An 18071-nucleotide genomic window follows, 5' to 3' on the forward strand; every position below is an offset into this window, starting at 1 on the left:
GCCCCGGGTGACCGGTGACCGTCACACTGGGAGGGATGAGCACTGTGCGTGAACCCACCGGAACCGTGACGGCGCCCGAACGCGCACCCTCGGTGGCCGCGAAGGTGCTCGGCGTGAGCCTCGCGGTGTTCTCCGGCGTGACGATGGCGGTGCAGGGCCGGATCAACGGCCAGCTCGGCGTCGAACTCGGCGACCCGATGCTCGCGGCGGTGTTCTCCTTCGGCGGCGGACTCGTCCTCCTGCTGGCCGCGCTGCCGTTCGCGCCGAAGATGCGGAAGGGCGTCGGCCGCCTCCGCGACGCCGTGCGCGCGGGCGAGCTGCGGCCGTGGCACTGCCTCGGTGGCCTGGCCGGCGCCATGTTCGTGGCCGGGCAGGCGCTGGTGGTGGTGGCGATCGGGGTGGCCATGTTCACCGTTGGCGTGGTCGCCGGGCAGACGGTGAGCAGCCTCGCGGTGGACCGCGCCGGACTCGGCCCGGCCGGTCCGCGCCCGCTGACCTGGCCCCGCGTGGTCGGCGCGGTGCTCACCCTGGTCGCGGTGCTCGGCTCGGTGTCCGGCGGGCTCGGCGAGACCGACGCCGGTGAGCTGTGGCTGATGGTGCTGCCGCTGGTCGCGGGCTTCTGCGTGGCGGTGCAGCAGGCGGTCAACGGGCGGGTCGGCGCGGCGTCGGGCAGTGCGCTGACCGCGACGCTGGGCAACTTCACCGTCGGCTTCGCCGCGCTCCTGCTCGCCTGGGTGATCTCGCTGCTGATCCGCGGCGGGCCGTCCGGCTTCCCGTCGAACCCGCTGCTCTACGCGGGCGGCATCGTCGGCATCCTGTTCATCTCGATCGCCTCGCTGGTGGTCCGGTGGACCGGGGTGCTGCTGCTCGGCCTGGCCGCGATCGCCGGTCAGCTGATCGGCGCCCTGCTGCTCGACCTGCTGCTGCCCGCGCACGGCGAGCACCTGGCGCCGGAGACGATCGGCGGGGTGGTGCTGGCGCTGATCGCGATCGGCATCGCCGCGCTGGGCGGCGGGCGGCGCCGGGCGCGCGGTTTGCCACAATGAAACCCGTGACGGCGACGGTTCTCGACGGCAAGGCGACCAAGGACGCGATCTTCGACGAGCTCAAGCCGCGGGTCGCGGCGCTCGCCGAGCGCGGCATCACCCCGGGGCTGGCCACCGTGCTGGTCGGCGACGATCCCGGCTCCCACTGGTACGTCAAGGCGAAGCACGCGGACAGCGCCAAGGTCGGGGTGAACTCCATCCGGCGCGACCTGCCCGCCGGCATCACCCAGGACAAGCTCGAAGCGGTGGTCGACGAGCTGAACGCCGATCCGGCGTGCACCGGCTACATCGTGCAGATGCCGCTGCCGAAGCACCTGGACACCGGCGCCATCCTCGAGCGGATCGACCCGGACAAGGACGCCGACGGCCTCGCCCCGGTCAGCCTCGGCAGGCTGGTGCTCGGCGAGACCGCGCCGCTGCCGTGCACCCCGCTGGGCATCGTGGAACTGCTGCGCCGCTACGACGTGCCGCTCGACGGCGCGCGGGTGACCGTGATCGGCCGCGGCATCACCGTCGGCAGGCCGCTGGGCCTGCTGCTCACCCGGCGCAGCGAGAACTCGACGGTGACGCTGTGCCACACCGGCACCCGTGACCTGGCCGCCGAGGTCAAGCGCGCGGACATCGTGGTGGCCGCGGCGGGCGTGCCGGGCATCATCACGCCGGAGATGGTCAAGCCGGGCGCCGCGGTGCTCGACGTCGGGGTGTCCAGGGTGGACGGCAAGATCGCCGGTGACCTGGCGGCCGGGGTCGAGGAGGTGGCCGGGTTCATCTCGCCGAACCCCGGCGGCGTCGGCCCGATGACCAGGGCGATGCTGATCAGCAACGTGGTGGAAGCCGCCGAGCGGGCCGCGCGGTGACCACGGTGACCGCACCGGCGCCACCGCCCCGCAGGGACCGCAGGGCGTGGCTGGTGCACGTGCCGTTCATCGTGGTGATGGCGCTGGTGGCGCTGGCCGCGCTGCGGATCGGGATGTACCACTGGCGCCAGGGCGCGGCCCTGATCGGCGGCGCGCTGCTGACCGCCGCGGTGCTGCGTGGCGTGCTCTCGGACGCGCGCGCGGGGCTGCTGGCCATCCGCGGCAAGGCGGTCGACGTGATCACCTACACCACCTTCGCCGCGCTCATTCTGTTCGTGGCGCTCACCATCACGCGCGGCCCCGGCGTCTGAAACTTTAGATACCCCCATCTCCGTCGAAAGACGGACGACACGGCCACCTCCCCCGGTCACGATGGTTCCGTGATCCGATCAACCTTCTTCGCCACCGCGCTGACCGGGGTGCTGGCACTGGCCGTGGTCGTGGCACCCGCCGCGACCGCCGGCCCGTCGCTGGCGTGGGGACCGTGCACCGAGTCGGGGCTCGAGCGGTACCAGTGCGCGATCGCCGAAGTGCCGATCGATCACGCGCACCCGGACGGGCCGAAGCTCGGCCTGTCCGTGGTGCGCCAGCCCGCCGCGGATCCGGCGCGCCGCATCGGCACGCTGTTCCTGGCGGTGGGCGGTCCCGGCGGGTCGGGGGTGGATTCCGCGAAGGGCCGCGAGCTGGCTCAGGGTGAGCTGGCCGAACGGTTCGACGTGGTCACCTTCGACCAGCGTGGGATCGGGCGCAGCGGGCAGATCCGCTGCTTCGGCTCGGCCGCGGAGCAGGAGGAGTTCTGGGCCGGGGCGGTCATCCCACCGGCGAACCGCGCGGAGGAGCGGGCCGCCGCGGAGCGCAGCCGGGCCTATGCGGCGGGATGCGCCGAACACGGTGGCGAGCTGCGGAAGCACCTCACCACCGCGGACGCCGCGCGTGACCTGGACTGGCTGCGCGAGGCCGTCGGGGACGCGAAGCTGACCTACTCGGGCGGTTCGTACGCGAGCTACCTCGGGCAGGTCTACGGCGCGATGTTCCCGGAGCGGGTCCGGGCGTTGCAACTGACCGCGATGATCGATCCGGAGGGGTACACCAACCGCACCACGTCGACGCTGCTGGAGCGCTCAGCCGGGACTGAAGGCGTGCTGCGGGAGTTCGCCCGGTTGTGCGATTCCGCGGGGCCGCGCTGCGCTCTGTCGGGGAACGCACTGGCCAGGAACGCCGCCGTACTGGACCGGTTGAAGCAGGGTCCGATCCATGTCGGTTCGCTCGCGGTGCACTACCGGGACGTCGTGCCGACGCAGGCGAACATGCTCTACGACACCCAGGTGGGCTGGCCCGCTTTCGCCGCACTGGTCGCCGAACTGGAACGCGGCCCGTCCGGTGACGAGGCCTTGGTGTCGGAGATTCTGAACGCCTCGGCATTCCGGCTGGACTTCCTGGACTCGTTCACCGCGATCACCTGCGCGGATGTCCGGGCGCCGCAACTGCCTGAGGCGTGGCCCCTGCTGAACCGGGCTTTCGATGCGCAGTCGCCGCACTACGGGCGCAGCTGGTGGTACCTGACGCAACCCTGCGGTGCCTGGCCGCCCTCGCCGCAACGGCACACGGGGCCGTGGCAACTGCGTTCGGAGACCCCGGCCCTACTGATCAACAACCGCTACGATCCGGTGACTCCGCTGTCCTACGCGCACACCGCGCAACGCCTGCTGGGCAACGCCCACCTGCTCGTCGTCGAGGGGCACGGACACACCCCACAGAGCACCTGCGCGGACGAGGCACGTACCCACTACCTCCTCACCCAATCCCCACCCACTGGCCACACCTCCACCTGCCCAGCCACCCCGGTCCCCTTCCCACCCACCTGACACTCGGCGATCAGGGGCGGATCTGGGCGCAGGCGGCAGCGAGGCAGGCGGCGGCGAACACGGCCCCCTCGCCGACGCGGGCCTGGTACTCGGCTCGTGGTACGGGCCCGACGACAGCCTCGCTGGGAGGTACGCCCCGCCAACAGTCCTCGGCATCCCACGGCACGCCGTCGTTGCGGTACTACCTGCTCAAGGGGGACTGTTCCAAGATCGGCTCTGGCGCACTTTCGGTGGTGGCGTGGTGGGTCCCCGGTGGAACCGGGGTTGGGGTTGTCATGATCGTTTGTGGCTGAGGTGGCGAAGCTGGTCAGTGCGGTGTTCCCAGGGCTTTCGGCGCTGTCGATCGAGGATATCGAGGACGCCGGCGATGTGATCGTGGTGCGGGCATCGACCAGGGGCGAGGAGGTGGCATGTCCTGCGTGCGGCACTCCGACGAGCCGGGTTCACGCCTTCCACGAGCGAATTCCCGCGGATGTGCCGGTCGATGGGCGCCGGGTGCTGGTGAGGTTACGGATGCGCCGGATGCGTTGCCCTGTCAACACATGCGCGCGTCAGACCTTCCGAGAACAAGTACCAGGCGTGGTCGAGCGATACCAGCGACGCACCGTCCGACTCAGTGAACAGGTCCGCAGTGTGGTGCGCGAGCTGGCCGGCAGGGCTTCTGCCCGGTTGCTGCCGTCGCTCGGGATCGCGGTCGGGCGGGACACCGCTGTGCGGGTCTTGATGGGCATCCTGCTGCCGGATCGTGCGGTTCCGCGGGTGCTGGGGATCGATGATTTCGCTCTGCGCAGGGGGCATGACTACGCCACCGTGTTGATCGATGCCGACACCGGTGCGCGGATCGACGTGCTGCCCGGCCGCGGCGCCGAGGTGGTAGCTGGTGGCTACGAACCCATCCGGGAGTCGAGGTCGTGTGCCGGGATGGTTCGGCGGCTTATGCGCAGGCTGTGCGGGATGCGTTGCCGAGCGCGGTCCAGGTCGCCGACCGGTGGCATCTCTGGCACGGCCTGTGCGACGCCGTGGGCAAAGAGGTCGCTGCCCACAGTGCGTGCTGGGCGACGGCCACGGGACTGCGCGAGGGGAAGCTCGCCGAGACCACTCTCCAGCGGTGGCAGCAGATCCATGCCCTGCTCAACGCCGGAGTCGGGCTGCTCGATTGCTCGCGACGCCTCGGCCTGGCGATGAACACGGTCAAGCGATACGCCCGCGCGGCAACGCCGGAGCGCATCCAGCGGGTCCCCAAGTACCGGGCCTGCATGGTCGACCCATATCGCGAGCACCTCCGCGCTCGCCGACAACAGGAGCCAGGTGTGGGCGCCACCGCGTTACTGACCGAAATCCGCGCCATGGGATACAACGGCAGCCACAACCTCCTCGTGCGGTATCTCAACCAGGGACGGCATCTCGACGACCATCCACACCTCTCACCACGGCGGGCCGCTCGGCTGCTACTGACCCGGCCGGAGAATCTCACGGAACGCCAACGCGAACGACTCGAACTCCTCACTGCGGCCTGCTCTGAGATGAAGACCTTGGCAAGCGTCGTCCGGTCCTTCGCCGTTCTGCTCGCTCCCCGCAAGGACAACCCGGCCCGGTTGGCGGAGTGGACCGCTGCCACACGCGAAGCGGACCTACCCCACGTGCACTCCTTCGCCCGAGGCATCGACCAAGACACCGATGCCGTCACCGCCGCCATCACCCTCGAACACCACAACGGACGCACCGAAGGCGTCAACACCAAGACGAAGCTGCTCAAGCGGCAGATGTACGGAAGAGCCGGCTTCGCTCTCCTACGCCACCGCATCCTCCTCGGATAACCACCACCGAAAGTGCGCCAGAGCCGATCACGGGATAGACCCGCTCAAGGCCCCGGAGGTGTCCGTGGAGCGGATTGGTCCCGGCGCATGCGCAGGATCAAGGCGACCGCGTCCTCCGAGTGGGCTGCCGGAGTCAGGACCTCCTGGAGGAGCAGGCCACGAATCGCGGCGATGGTGACGGTGGCGGTGGTCAGCGCTTCCTCGGCGTCGAGCCCTTCGCGTTCCGCGAGTGAGGCCAGGATCTTGGTCAGGTCGTCGAGCGAGTCGATGAACTCACGAAAGTTCTCCGGGCTGTACGCGGCCAGACCCACGACGTGAAAGAAGCCGCGGACGCGCGACAGCTGCTCCGGGCGGGTGTAGGTCCGCCAGATCGCCACCACGAGGTCGTCGAAGGTGCCCTGCTGGGCGGCCTCGAAAAGCGCCTCGTTGTCACGCGCTCGCTGCGCCTTGAGCATGGCCGCCAGGACGCCCGGGAGCGACCCGAAGTGGTATCGCAGGAGGGCGTGGCTGGTCCCGGCCCGGGCGGCGATCTCGCGCAGCGACACCTCCGGTGCGGGAAGGGCCTCGTCGAAGGCGTCGAGAAGCCGGGCCAGGAGGCGCTCGCGTGCGTCGCCGGTGCGTTCCGTGCTTGACAGGATCACTCCCACAGTTTATCCATTGGAAAAGACCAATGGTGAAGGACATGACCTGTGGGACCTTTCCAGATAACCGGCGCGACGGTCGTCGACGGGTCGGGCCGCGACCCCGTCGACGTCGCCGTCACCGTCGAGGACGGGCGCATCGCCCAGCTGGGTGCCTCCAGCGCATCCGGTGAGCGCCTGGATGCCGGGGGGCTGACGATGACGCCCGGGCTGATCGACGCGCACGTTCACCTGGGCCTGTCGAGCCCGATCCAGCCGCAGTTCTCGTTTCGGCTCTCCGCCGCGGAGATCGCGGCGGACATCTTCGCCACGGCCGGCGCGACGCTCGACGCCGGCTTCACGACCGTCCGGGACACCGGCGGCATCGACGGCGGCGTCGTCACCACGATCGCCAAAGGCAAGGTCAGGGGGCCACGGGTCCTGTCGTGCGGGCCCGTGCAGTGCCAGACCGGCGGGCACGGCTACTACGGAGCCGAGTGGGAACCCACCGAGCTGTGGAGCAGCCATCACGTTCCCGGCCTGTGCGCCCTGTCGATGATGTCGGGCAACGCCGACGAGCTGCGGGGCAACGTACGCGAGGCCTTCCGCCGCGGCGCCTCGTTCCTGAAACTCTGCGTGACCGGCGGCGTGGTCGGTGCGCACGATCGGCTGACCGACACCCAGTTCACCGTGGACGAGATCGCCGTCGCCGTCCAGGAAGCCGCGGCCCGGGGCACCTATGTGACGGTGCACGCCCACAACAACGACGGCATCCGCAACGCCGTCGAGGCCGGGGTGCGCTGCGTCGAACACGGCACCGACCTCGACGAGTCCACGGCCACCCTGATGGCCACCAACGAGGTCTCCCTGGTGCCCACGTTCGCCGTCGTCGAGCAACTGCTGCACGACACCGCCGGAGCCGGCCTCGACGAGTCGGCCCGCGAGCGTGTGCTGGGTGTTCGCGAGCGGATGACCGAGGCACTCGCCATCGCCACAAAGGCCGGAGTGCGGATCGGACTGGGCTCCGATCTCCTCGGCCCGGCTCAGCACCGCCGAGGCGAAGAACTCACCTTGCGCGCACAGCTGCAGACACCGATGGACGCACTCGTGGCGGCCACAAAAACCAACGCCGAAATCCTCGGCCTGGCCGACCGAGTGGGCGTCATCGCGGCCGGCATGCAAGCGGACCTCGTGCTCTGGAACGGCAACCCGCTCGACGATCCGAAACTCTTCACCGACCCCGCCAACGCCGTACTCGTCGTCCAAGCCGGACGTATTGTGAAGGACATCCGATGAACACCATGTGGCAAGGCTGCCTCGCCGACACCGACTACTTCGAGATCCGCTCCAGCGGCGGGCACGACTACGGCATCTGGGTCACCACACCACCGGGCTACGACCCCGCCACAACGCCAGCGCCCGCGGTGTACGTGCTCGACGGCAACTGGGCCGTGGGCATGACAGCTCCGCTCATCGTCACCCAGCTGGACCCCATGCAGCGGATCCAGCCCTACATCCAGATCAGCGTCGGCTACGCCGGCGACGACGCGCAGCACTGGGACCGGCTGCGCAACAGAGACCTCGTACCCCCCGGCGAACCCATCGCCAAGGAACTCATCGACGCCGTCGAAGCGGGAGTCCAGGCGGGCGCGAGGACACGCGAGGAATCCGACGCCTACCTCGCCGAACTACGCGACACCCACGCCGACGCGTTCCTGAGGTTCCTCACCACGGAACTACACCCCCGGATCGAACGCGACTACGGCACAGCCACCAGCGGTCACGGCCTGTTCGGCTACTCCTACGGCGGGCTGTTCAGCCTCTACACCTGGCTCACCAGCAGCACACTCTTCGACAGCATCGGAGCGGGCAGCCCCGGCGTCACCGGCGAAAACAGCCAGATCTTCACCCTGCTCCACGAGCTGGGCGACCGCCTGCCCGCCGCCCAGCTTCACGTGACCCTCAACGAACAAGAGCTACTCGGAGACCTGCCCATCTACCAAAACCTCACCAAGAACACAGCCACCCTCCTGCACCACCTCACCGCACGCAACGCAACCGTCACCAGCACAGTCCTGAGCGAAACACACGTAACCGGCCTGCAAGCCTCATTCCTCAGCTACCTCAGGACCTGCCGTGCCCAGTAATCGCGAACGCCACGGGTCCGCGCAACTGCCGCACTGAGCGGCCAGTCACCTGGGCACGAGTTCGGACAACTCGTCCCAGGTGGGGACGCGCGGAGGAAAGCGCAGGTTCATGCCCACCTCGCGGGGCAGGTTGTTCGCCTTGCGCGCGTTGCAGCCACCGCACGCGGCAACCGTGTTCAGCCAGGACGTCCGCTCCCCGCCGCGCGAGAGCGGCACCACGTGGTCAACGGTGGCGGCGCGCCTGCCGCAGTACGCGCAGAGGTGCTTGTCCCGGCGGAGCACGCCGCGGCGTGACCAGCGCGGCTGCGCGCCGTAACGCCATTTCATCACGACGTACTTCAGCAGCCGCACGATGCGCGGGCGCGGGTAGACGCCGAACGCCGGGCCGGCGCCCGCTTCGTGGACCACCGCCACGTTGCGCACCAGCATGCGCACCGCGTGCGGCACGGAAACCCGTTGCAGCGGCTCGTATCCCGCGTTCAGCACTAGAACGTCCACTTCGGACACCTCCCTTCGTCCAGGCACCGAAATAGTGGCCCCGGAACAACGGGCAGGTCAATCCGATTATCGGAAATCCCGGGATTTGGCGGGAATGCGCAACTGCAACCGCTGCAGGCGGTCGGCGATCAGGTTGACCACCCCGTCCGCGCGCTCGATCACGCCGCGCACCAGCAACGCGGAGCTGTCACGGGCGACCCGGTGGTACCGGCGCCACAACCCGGCCGAGCAGACCACGTTGATCATGCCGGTTTCGTCCTCGAGATTGATGAACGTGATGCCCCCCGCGGTCGCCGGGCGCTGCCGGTGGGTGACCGCACCACCGGCGAGCACCCGCGTGCCCTGCTCGACCCCGTGCAGCGCCTCGGCGGAAAGCGCTCCGAGCGCGTCGAGCTGATCGCGGACGAACTGCGTCGGGAAGCTGTCCGGGGACATGCCGGTCGCCCACACGTCCGCCACCGCCAGCTCCATGTCGTCCATACCGGGCAGCGCGGGGGCGGCCACGCCCACCGCGCTGCCCGGCAGTTTCTCCGGGCGTTCGCCGGCCACCGCGCCCGCGGCCCAGAGAGCCTTGCGCCGATCCGCCTCGAAGCAGCCGAAGGCACCGGCCGTGGCCAGCGCCTCCACCTGCGGGGTCTTCAGCCTGACCCGGCGCGCGACGTCGGCCATGTCCGCGAACGGCCCACCGCTCGCCCGCTCGGCGACCAGGGCCTTCGCCACGTCCTCCCCGATGTTCCGGATGGTCGCCAACCCGGTGCGCACGGCGTTTTTCCCGTCATCGTGGGGTTCCAGCGTGGCGTGCCAGTCACTGGCGTTCACGTCGGGCCCGAGCACCACCACCCCGTGCCGCCGCGCGTCGGCGACCAGTGACTGCGGGGAGTAGAAGCCCATCGGCTGCGCGCGCAGCAACGCCGCGCAGAACGCTGCCGGGTAGTACAGCTTGAAGTAGGCGCTGGCGAACACCAGGTACGCGAAGCTCAGCGCGTGGCTCTCCGGAAAACCGAAGTTCGCGAACGCCTGCAGCTTGCCGAAGATGCGCGCGGCCAGTTCACGCTCGACACCCTTGGCCTCGGCTCCGTCGTAGAACCGTTGACGCAGTTGCTCCATCCGCTTCTCCGAGCGCTTCGACCCCATCGCGTGCCGCAGCTGATCGGCTTCGGCGGCGCTGAACCCGGCCACGTCCAGCGCGATCTGCATCATCTGCTCCTGGAACAGCGGCACCCCATAGGTTTTGCCCAGTGCGTTGGCCAGCAGCGGGTGGTCGAAATCCCATTCCTCCTTGCCGGTGTAGCGGCGGATGAACGGGTGCACCGAGCCGCCCTGGATGGGACCCGGCCGGATCAGCGCGACCTCGACCGCCAGGTCGTAGAACTTGCGCGGCGCCAGGCGCGGCAGCGTGGCCAGCTGGGCACGGCTCTCCACCTGGAACACCCCGATCGCGTCGGCGCGCTGGAGCATCTCGTAGACCTTCTTGTCCTCCAGGTCCAGCGCTCCCAGTTCGACGGTCATGCCTTCGAACTCGGCGACCAGGTCGACCATGTGGTGCAGGGCGGAGAGCATGCCGAGGCCGAGCAGGTCGAACTTGACCAGCCCGGCGGTGGCGCAGTCGTCCTTTTCCCACTGCAGCACGCTGCGATCGGCCATGCGCGCCCATTCGATCGGGCAGACCTCGCTCACCGGACGGTCGCAGATCACCATGCCACCGGAGTGGATGCCCAGGTGCCGCGGAAAGCCCTCCAGGTCTTCGGCCATCTCCAGCACCTCGGCCGGGATGTCGTGCTCATGATCGTCCTTTGTGGACTTCAACGGGCCCCAGCGGTCGAGCTGCTTGCTCCACGCGTCCTGCTGGCCGGGCGAGTACCCGAGCGCGCGGGCGGCGTCGCGCACGGCCGAGCGCGAGCGGTAGGTGATCACGTTCGCCACCTGGGCTGTGTGCAGCCTGCCGTACTTCTGGTAGACGTGCTGGATCACCTCCTCCCGGCGGCCGGATTCGATGTCCAGGTCGATGTCGGGATAGCCGTCGCGGTCCGGGGCGAGGAAGCGCTCGAACAGCAGCTTCCACTTCACCGAGTCGACCTTGGTGATGCCGAGCGCGAAGCAGACCGCGGAGTTCGCCGCCGAACCGCGGCCCTGGCAGTAGATGTTGTTGCGACGGCAGAAATCCACGATTTCCCAGACGATCAGGAAGTAACCGGGAAAGCCGAGTTCCTCGATGATGCGCAGTTCGTGTTCGAGCTGGCGGTAGGCGTCTTCGTTGCCCGCGTACCAGTGGGCGGCGCCCTTCATCACCTCCTGGCGCAGGAAGCTGGCCTCGGTGTGACCATCCGGGACTTCGAACGGTGGCAGCTCCGGCGCCACCAGGCTGAGGTCGAAGGCGCATTCGGTGCCCAGCAACGCCGCGCGCTGCACCGCGCCCGGGTAGCGCACGAAGATCTCGGCCATTTCCGCGCCGGAGCGCAGGAACGCGTTGTCCGCGGCGGGCAGCCAGCCCTCCATCTCCTCGATGCTGCGGCGGGCGCGGATCGCGGCGAGCCCGGCGGCCAGGCGCCGCCCGCGGCGCGGGGTCGCGTAGTGCACCCCACCGGTGGCGATCAACGGCAGCCCGAACGACTCCGCGAGGTCGCGGATGGCGTCGTTGTGGTGGTCGTCCATCGGCTCGCCGTGGGACACCAACTCGGCGACCACGTGCTCACGGCCGAACAGGGCGACCAGCTGATCAAGGCGGGCCCGCGCGGCGTCGAGACCGCCGTCGGCCAGGGCGCGCCGCACCGCACCGCGACGTCCGCCGGTGAGCACCACGCACTTTCCGGCGGTGTCCTCGGCCACCGACTCCAAGTCGTAGACCGGGCGGCCCTTCTCCGACTGCGGCCCTTGGAGTTGACCGCGGGTGATCGCGCGGCACAGGTTGCCGTAACCCTCCTGCTGGTAGGCGAGCAGCAGCAGGCTCTCGCCCTCGGGATCGGGCACGCCGTTCTGCGGGCCGCTCAGCCCGAGGCTCAGCTCGGTGCCGAACACCGTGCGCAGCCCGAGATCCGCGGCGGCCTCGGCGAAGCGCACCACGCCGTACATGCCGTCGCGATCGGTGAGCGCGAGCGCGTCCAGGCCGAGCCGCACCGCCTCCTCCACCAACTCCTCCGGATGGCTCGCGCCGTCGAGGAAGCTGAAGTTCGAATGGCAGTGCAGCTCGGCGTAGGGCACGCGGACGGCGGCACCGGCCTGGTCGTCACCCCGCCGGGAGCGCAGATCCGCGGGCGGGTGGTAACCGTCGCGGCGCCGCGTCCAGGCCGGACTGTCGCCGCCGTCCCGCTCGGATTCCGGCGGGATCGGCTGCTGCCCGGACAGTTCGCGTTCCAGCTCCTGCCATCGGACCGGTGGGTTGTTCCAGCCCATCAGCCTCAGCCGAACCGGTGCTCACCGGTGCGCTGGTGCGGGATGAGCGCGGACAGGTCCAGCTCGATGCCGCCCACCTCGGCGGGCGCACCACCCAGTTCCTCGCTCAGCCATTCGCGCACCCGGCGCAGGTACTCCTGATCACTCACCAGCCGTACTCCCCTTCCACTGTCCACTTCGGATTGTCGAGCGCGCGGACCAGCAGCAGCGCCGACGTGCTGTCGAGCACCACCTGCAGCCGCACCTGGCCGGTTCCCCGGCCCCTCGCCTGCCACGGCCCGGACCAGCCGCGCACCGGGCGCGCGGCACCGCCGTCCACCGCCACCGCCGCGGGCGGACCGCTGAGCTGGTACCGCTCGGTGATCCGCACCTCGGCCCCGGCCGCGTCGAAGACCCGGGCGGGCAGCGGCTCGGGGAACACCGTCGCGGGCATCGGCAGCCGTCCGTCCCAGCGCGCTTCGGGCAGGCGCGCGGGTACTCGCCGATCGCCCCACGGCACCAGCCGCACACGCTCGGCCGGGCCGCGCCCGCCGTCGAGCACCGGGGTGAGGACGGCTTCCGGCCCGAGCAGGCCCTGGACGTGCACCATCGCCTGGGCGGCGCGTTCGTCGGCGAGCTGCTGTTCGGTGCCCATCAGGCCGAGTTGCAGCGACCGGCCCTCGACGGTTTCCTCCGGCACCAGCCGCAACCGGACCACGCCCGCGGTGGGCCGGCCGGTGGTGCCCTTGAGCCAGCCCTCGAACTGCCAGCGCACCCGATCGGCCACGCCGTGGGCGTCCAGCGGTTCGGCGCACCGCCAGATCCGCGACATCTCCTCGCCGTTCGCGGTGACGGCGTGCACCCCGAGGCGGGTGCAGGCCAGGCCCCAGGCCGCCATCCCGGCCTGGAATCCGGCGGCCATCGTCTTGGCCATGAACGCCGCCACGTCCACCCGGTCCAGCGGCGGGTCGAACTCCTTGGTCACGGTCAGCTCCGGCGGCGGGCGGCGGCGCACCGGCGGCCGCTCGGACCGTCCCGACGCCAGCCTGTGCGCGATCTCGCCGTCCGCGCCGAACCGGCTGAGCACCTCGCGCGTGGTCAGCGCCGCGAACGCGCCCAGCGTGCGCAAACCGAGGCGGCGCAACAGGTCGACCAGTTCGGCCCGCTCCGCGCCCGGCTGGTCGAGCACGCGGATGTCCAGCGGGGCCAGGAACTCCGCGGTGCCGCCAGGCTCCACCAGCGCCGAGCGGTGCGCGGCGAGGGTGGCCGCGAACAGCCCGTCCGCGACGCCCACCTGGCACTCCACGCCCACGTGCGCGGCCACCTGGTCCACCAGCAGCTCGGCCAGCCGCGCCTCACCACCGAAGTAACCGGCGGCCCCGGTCACCGGCATGGCGACGATGCCCGGTCGCACCACCTCGACCCCGACCACCAGCTCTTCCACCGCGACGGCGACCGACTCGAAGAACCGGGCGTCCCGTTCCGGTTCCGCGCCGAACACCACCAGCTCCGGGCAGCGGGACTGGGCGTCGCGGCGCCGCATGCCGCGGCGCACGCCGTCCGCCCGCGCCAGCGCCGAGCAGGCGATGACGCGGTTGCCGGAGAACACCGCCGCGGGCTGGTCCGGGGGGACCGATTCCGCCGCGCAGGCCGCCACCACCGGCCAGTCCGGGCACCAGAGCACCAGCATCCGGACGGGAGCCCCACCACTCATCCGACACCAGCCTCAACCGGCGCGGCGGGCTCCACCCAACGCTCCGACGCGGCGGGCTCCACCCAACGCTCCGACGCGGCGGGCTCCACCCAACGTTCCGGCGCGGCGGGCTCCGACCAATGTTCCGGTGCGGCGGGCTCCGGCCACTGCTTTGGCGCGGCGGGCTCCGGCCACTGCTTTGGCGCGGCATCGGCCGAATGCCATCCAGGCGCGGCGTGCTCTGGCCACTGCCTTGGCGCGGCAGACTCGGATGCCTCACCCGCCGAACGCCGACTCGACGCATCACGTACCGACCGCTGCCGCGCGGCGGCAGGCTCTCGCGCAGCATCAGCCGAAAGCCGACCCTCGGCATCGCGCACTGGCCGCTGGCCTGGCGCGGTGTGCTCCGGCGTCCCACCAGGCGAAAGCGCTGACACATCGCGTACCGGCCGCCACCCCGACGCAGCAGGCTCCGGCGCGGCATCAGCCGAGCGCCACCCCGGCGCATCACCCGCCAATCGCTGGCCCGGCGCGGCAGGTTCTGGCTCACCAGCCGGAAAGTGTGCCGATGCCTCGCGCAGCAGGAGCTGGCCTGGCGCGACGTGCTCCGGCGTCCCACCAGGCGAAAGCGCTGACGCATCACGTACCAACCGCTGCTCTGCGGCGGCGGGCTCTGGCGCATCGCCCACCAATCGCTGACCCGGCCCGGCGTGCTCCGGCGTCCCACCAGACGAAAGCGCTGACGCATCACGCACCGGCCGCCGCCCTGACGCGGCAGGATCTGATGCAGCGTCAGTCGAGCGCCATGCCGGGGCATTGCGCGTCGGGAGCTGGCTTGGAGCGGCATGCGCAGCCGCAGTGGTTGAGGCGGTGTCGTGTTGTCCCGGCGGTAGGAGCACGTTTGCGCGTCCTGGGCGGGCGGCGGCGCCGCGGCCGCCGGTGCGCACGGTCAACTCGGCGCCCTTCAGGAACCCCTTTCCCGACTCCATCAGTCCCTGCCAGGCGACCGCCTCGCAGGTCAGTTCCACCTCGGCCCCCGGCCAAGGTCCCAGCGACAGCAGGACCGCACCCCGATTGCGGGCCCGTGCCGACAAGCGGCGCGCCAGTTGCTGGGAACGGGATGGACCGGCACCGCGGGCGCCACCGCCCGCGCCGCCCACGGCCACCAGGTCCATCCCGTCCAGCAGAGCGGCCGTGACCGCGCCGAACTCCATTCCCGGCCGGTTGACCAGCGCGAGACGGTCCACCGCGACCCCGAGCTCGTGCGCCGCCACAACGCCGAGCTCGGGTACACCCACCACAGCCGCCCAGGAACCCCGCGAGGTGGCTTCGGCAAGCAGGGCCAGTAATAACGAGGGAGAGCCGTGCACCGCGACCGTGCCACCGCGTCGCAGCCCACCGGCGGGCAGCAATCCGGCCAGCTCGGGCAGGACGGGCAGCACCTTTCCCGTCACCTGAGCATGCCGGGCGGCCGCCGCCACCCCACTCGCCGTACTGACCCCCGGCAACGCCGCCAGCCGCGCCAGCGGAGCGGGCGAGGCCGATGACGCCGGAACGGTCACACCAACCGGCACCGGTCACCTCCTCCACCCAACGACGTCGCGAACCACACCCGTGCTCTTGGCAACACGAGCGCCATGCCATCGTCACCGCGGGGAAGGCGGTCACCTTGTCGAACGTTTGTTCGATAGCTCCAGTCAAGCAGCGGCCGGGGATCATGTCAACCGCGCACCCCCTGCCGGGTGATGTCCGCAGGTGGATTCGCAAAAAAGCGCTCCAGTGCGACTAGGACGCCGCCCCGTCAGCCAGGCCCGCCGCGGTCAGGGAGAGGTGCCTGGCCAGCACGTCAGCCGCGGCGTCGGCGTCGCGCGCCAGTGCCACCTCTTCCAACTGCCGGTGCTCGGCGACGCCATCCCGTTCCGGGTTGCGGTACGCCGACCAGCGACGAGCCAGCTCGCTCGCGGTCCACATCCGGTCGAAGGTCTCCAGCAGGACCGGATTCCCGCACCCCTCCAGCAGCGCGCGATGGAAGACCCGGTGCGCTTCGGACCACGCGCCGCTGTAGTACTCGCCCTCTTCCGCGACGTAGGCCGGGGTGCGTGCGAGGCGGTGATGCGCGGCCCGGACCTTGGCCTCCCACTCGACGTCACCGCGTTCGACGGACAGGCGCAGCACGACCGGCTCGATGGTCCGGCGCGCCTCCGCGATCTCCTGCCAGCGACGGTCCGAGTACGCCGGGACGACGAAGCCGCGGTTGGGCAGCCGGTCGGCGAGCCCCTCCCCGACCAGCCGCACCAGCGCCTCGCGCACGACCGCCAGGCTCACCCCCCGCTCCTTGGCGATGTCCTGGGGCTTGAGGGCCTCACCAGGGGCTCGATCCCCGCGCATGATCGCGGTCCGCAGGTCGGCGTGGACCTGCTCGGAGAGCATCGTCATGCAGCCAGGGTAGACGATCAGATCAATAATCGATTATTTCTGCTATGGTCGATCTTATGCAGCTCAACGATCCCTTCGCCCGCCTGCCCGAAGTCCCCGGCTTCACCGTCACCAGCACGACCGAGGCATTTCCCGGCGGCGACACCAGCCCGCAGCTGTCCTGGAGCGGCGCCCCGATGGGCACCAAGAGCTACGCCGTCACGATGTACGACCCCGACGCGCCGACGATGTCCGGTTTCTGGCACTGGGCCGTCGCCAACATCCCCGCGACGGTGACGTCGATCACCGAAGGCACCGTCCCCGAACCGGCCATCGAGCTGCCCAACGACGCCCGCGTCGCCGGATTCGCCGGCGCCGCCCCGCCCGCCGGACACGGTCCGCACCGCTACTTCCTCACCGTCCACGCGCTCGACGTCGAGGACATCGGGGTCCCCGCCGACGGCACGCCCGCCATGCTCGGCTTTGCCATGTCCTCGCACACCCTCGGCCGCGCCACCCTGATCGGCACGGCGGAAACCCCTGGGCCGGAACGGATCGAGGTCTCCAGGCTCATCCCGGCCCCGGCCGACGCGATCTTCGCGGTGCTGGCCGATCCGAAGGGACACGTGGACATCGACGCGTCGGGAATGCTGCTGGACGCCGAAGGGGACCCGGTCGAGCGCGCCGGCGACCGGTTCGTGGTCCACATGGACCGGGAGGCGCTCGGGGACGTTCCGCTGGGCAAGTACGACGTCGAGGTGGTCATCACCGAACTCGTCCCCGGCGAGGAGATCGCCTGGACCGTCGAAGGCCAGTTCCAGCCGCCGGTCCGCCACGTCTACGGCTACCGGCTGGCCCCGGCCGACGGCGGCACCCTCGTCACGTCCTACTACGACTGGTCGCGGGTCGGCGAAAAGTGGCGGGAGCGGGTCGACTTCCCGGTGGTCCCCGAGTCGGCGCTCAAGGCCACGCTCGGCATCCTCGAACGCACGGTCCGCCGCCGGGCCGCGTGAGGTTGCCGGGGATCGCGGCGCAGGTGGCGGGCCGAGGTCAGCCGCGGAGGTTTTCGGCGATGCCGGTGGCGTAGGCCTTGGCGGCCTCGTCGGCCTGCGGCTGCGGGATCTTGGACGTGCCGAAGAACCAGAACTCCTTGTCCCAGCCCGTGTAGTTCACGCTGAACTGGGTGTTTCCTTGCAGCACACGGACTTCCGCGCCGCTGTAGGCGCTGCCGCTGGCCACCGGCACCAGGTACGCCCGGTCACCGAGACCGTCGATGTCCACCGCGCCCGGCTCCCGCTGCTGCTGGTCGAAGGACTCCGCGGCCTCCTGCTCGCCGTCCGGGCCGGTGTACTGGTTGATGTACAAGGTCACCGAACGGAAGTGGACCGTCTCCTCCGGCGCGGGCGCCCACCCGCAGTTGACCTGCCGCAGACCGCCCGACACCACGGTCTCGTCACGGCCGCCGCTCAGCGACGGCGCGTAGTACTTGGCCGTCACCTGTTCGGGGAGCTGGCATTCGGGCGCCGCCTGGGTCGGGGAGCCCGGGCCGCCCACCGACTCGTTGTACTCGATGGTGAACAGCACCAGCGGGATCGCGATGCCCAGCACCAGCAAACCGCCGAAGACCAGGCCGAGGACCAGCCCCAGCCTGCTCTTCTTCGGCGGCTGCGGCGGAAACGGCGGCTGCGGCGGGTAACCGTAACCGGGTGCCGGCCCCCAGCCGGGCTGCTGCGGATGACCCATC

14 protein-coding genes and 2 pseudogenes are annotated in these 18071 nt (G+C 70.6%); 8 read left to right on the plus strand and 8 right to left on the minus strand.

The window, feature by feature from the left end:
• The first annotated feature begins 35 nt into the window (after positions 1-35).
• The 5 genes and pseudogenes from YIM_RS43350 to YIM_RS43370 all read left to right on the plus strand — a co-directional run bounded on the left by YIM_RS43350 (position 36) and on the right by YIM_RS43370 (position 5585).
• Positions 36-1046, plus strand: coding sequence for a DMT family transporter (locus YIM_RS43350; RefSeq protein ID WP_153035888.1), 1011 nt, complete (start codon positions 36-38; stop codon positions 1044-1046).
• Between the two features lie 5 nt (positions 1047-1051).
• Positions 1052-1903, plus strand: a complete 852-nt coding sequence (locus tag YIM_RS43355) for a bifunctional methylenetetrahydrofolate dehydrogenase/methenyltetrahydrofolate cyclohydrolase (protein ID WP_153035889.1) — start codon at positions 1052-1054, stop codon at positions 1901-1903.
• A 77-nt stretch (positions 1904-1980) separates the two neighbouring features.
• Positions 1981-2214 carry a DUF3017 domain-containing protein gene (locus tag YIM_RS43360; RefSeq protein WP_153037634.1) on the plus strand — a complete coding sequence of 78 codons (234 nt, stop codon included), beginning with the start codon at positions 1981-1983 and terminating at the stop codon, positions 2212-2214.
• A gap of 69 nt (positions 2215-2283) precedes the next feature.
• Positions 2284-3768: an alpha/beta hydrolase gene (locus YIM_RS43365; RefSeq protein WP_153035890.1), complete on the plus strand. Its 1485-nt coding sequence runs from the start codon at positions 2284-2286 to the stop codon at positions 3766-3768.
• 315 nt (positions 3769-4083) lie between these two features.
• Positions 4084-5585: pseudogene (locus tag YIM_RS43370) on the plus strand (ISL3 family transposase).
• A 44-nt stretch (positions 5586-5629) separates the two neighbouring features.
• Here the strand turns inward: YIM_RS43370 and YIM_RS43375 are convergent.
• Complete coding sequence (locus YIM_RS43375) at positions 5630-6226, minus strand: TetR/AcrR family transcriptional regulator (protein WP_153037635.1); 597 nt, start codon at positions 6224-6226, stop codon at positions 5630-5632.
• A gap of 48 nt (positions 6227-6274) precedes the next feature.
• On the opposite strand from YIM_RS43375, the gene YIM_RS43380 reads away from it, so the two are divergent.
• Both YIM_RS43380 and YIM_RS43385 read left to right on the plus strand, forming a co-directional pair.
• A complete protein-coding gene (locus YIM_RS43380; RefSeq protein WP_153035891.1) occupies positions 6275-7501 on the plus strand; it encodes an amidohydrolase family protein in 1227 nt (408 codons plus the stop codon).
• A complete protein-coding gene (locus YIM_RS43385; RefSeq protein WP_153035892.1) occupies positions 7498-8352 on the plus strand; it encodes an alpha/beta hydrolase in 855 nt (284 codons plus the stop codon). The genes YIM_RS43380 and YIM_RS43385 overlap by 4 nt, the downstream gene beginning before the upstream one ends.
• Before the next feature lie 45 nt (positions 8353-8397).
• Here the strand turns inward: YIM_RS43385 and YIM_RS43390 are convergent, their stop codons facing one another.
• The 6 genes and pseudogenes from YIM_RS43390 to YIM_RS43415 form a co-directional block, all read right to left on the minus strand.
• On the minus strand, positions 8398-8850 hold the full coding sequence (locus tag YIM_RS43390; protein WP_153035893.1) for an HNH endonuclease: 453 nt from the start codon (positions 8848-8850) through the stop codon (positions 8398-8400).
• A 66-nt stretch (positions 8851-8916) separates the two neighbouring features.
• A complete protein-coding gene (locus tag YIM_RS43395; RefSeq protein ID WP_153035894.1) occupies positions 8917-12240 on the minus strand; it encodes an error-prone DNA polymerase in 3324 nt (1107 codons plus the stop codon).
• Positions 12241-12245: 5 nt separating this feature from the next.
• Complete coding sequence (locus YIM_RS43400) at positions 12246-12389, minus strand: hypothetical protein (protein WP_153035895.1); 144 nt, start codon at positions 12387-12389, stop codon at positions 12246-12248.
• Positions 12386-13933, minus strand: coding sequence for a DNA polymerase Y family protein (locus tag YIM_RS43405; protein WP_228004382.1), 1548 nt, complete (start codon positions 13931-13933; stop codon positions 12386-12388). The genes YIM_RS43400 and YIM_RS43405 overlap by 4 nt, the downstream gene beginning before the upstream one ends.
• Positions 13934-14799: 866 nt before the next feature.
• Positions 14800-15474, minus strand: a pseudogene (locus tag YIM_RS49530) (hypothetical protein); the annotation flags it as partial.
• Positions 15475-15697: 223 nt separating this feature from the next.
• On the minus strand, positions 15698-16342 hold the full coding sequence (locus YIM_RS43415; RefSeq protein WP_153037637.1) for a GntR family transcriptional regulator: 645 nt from the start codon (positions 16340-16342) through the stop codon (positions 15698-15700).
• A gap of 62 nt (positions 16343-16404) precedes the next feature.
• On the opposite strand from YIM_RS43415, the gene YIM_RS43420 reads away from it, so the two are divergent.
• Positions 16405-17340 carry a YbhB/YbcL family Raf kinase inhibitor-like protein gene (locus YIM_RS43420; RefSeq protein ID WP_153035897.1) on the plus strand — a complete coding sequence of 312 codons (936 nt, stop codon included), beginning with the start codon at positions 16405-16407 and terminating at the stop codon, positions 17338-17340.
• A 37-nt stretch (positions 17341-17377) separates the two neighbouring features.
• Here YIM_RS43420 and YIM_RS43425 read toward each other — a convergent pair whose 3' ends face one another.
• Positions 17378-18070, minus strand: a complete 693-nt coding sequence (locus YIM_RS43425) for a hypothetical protein (RefSeq protein ID WP_153035898.1) — start codon at positions 18068-18070, stop codon at positions 17378-17380.
• Between the last annotated feature and the right edge of the window lies 1 nt (position 18071).

Origin of the sequence: Amycolatopsis sp. YIM 10, assembly GCF_009429145.1 — a bacterium.
Lineage (GTDB): Bacteria > Actinomycetota > Actinomycetes > Mycobacteriales > Pseudonocardiaceae > Amycolatopsis.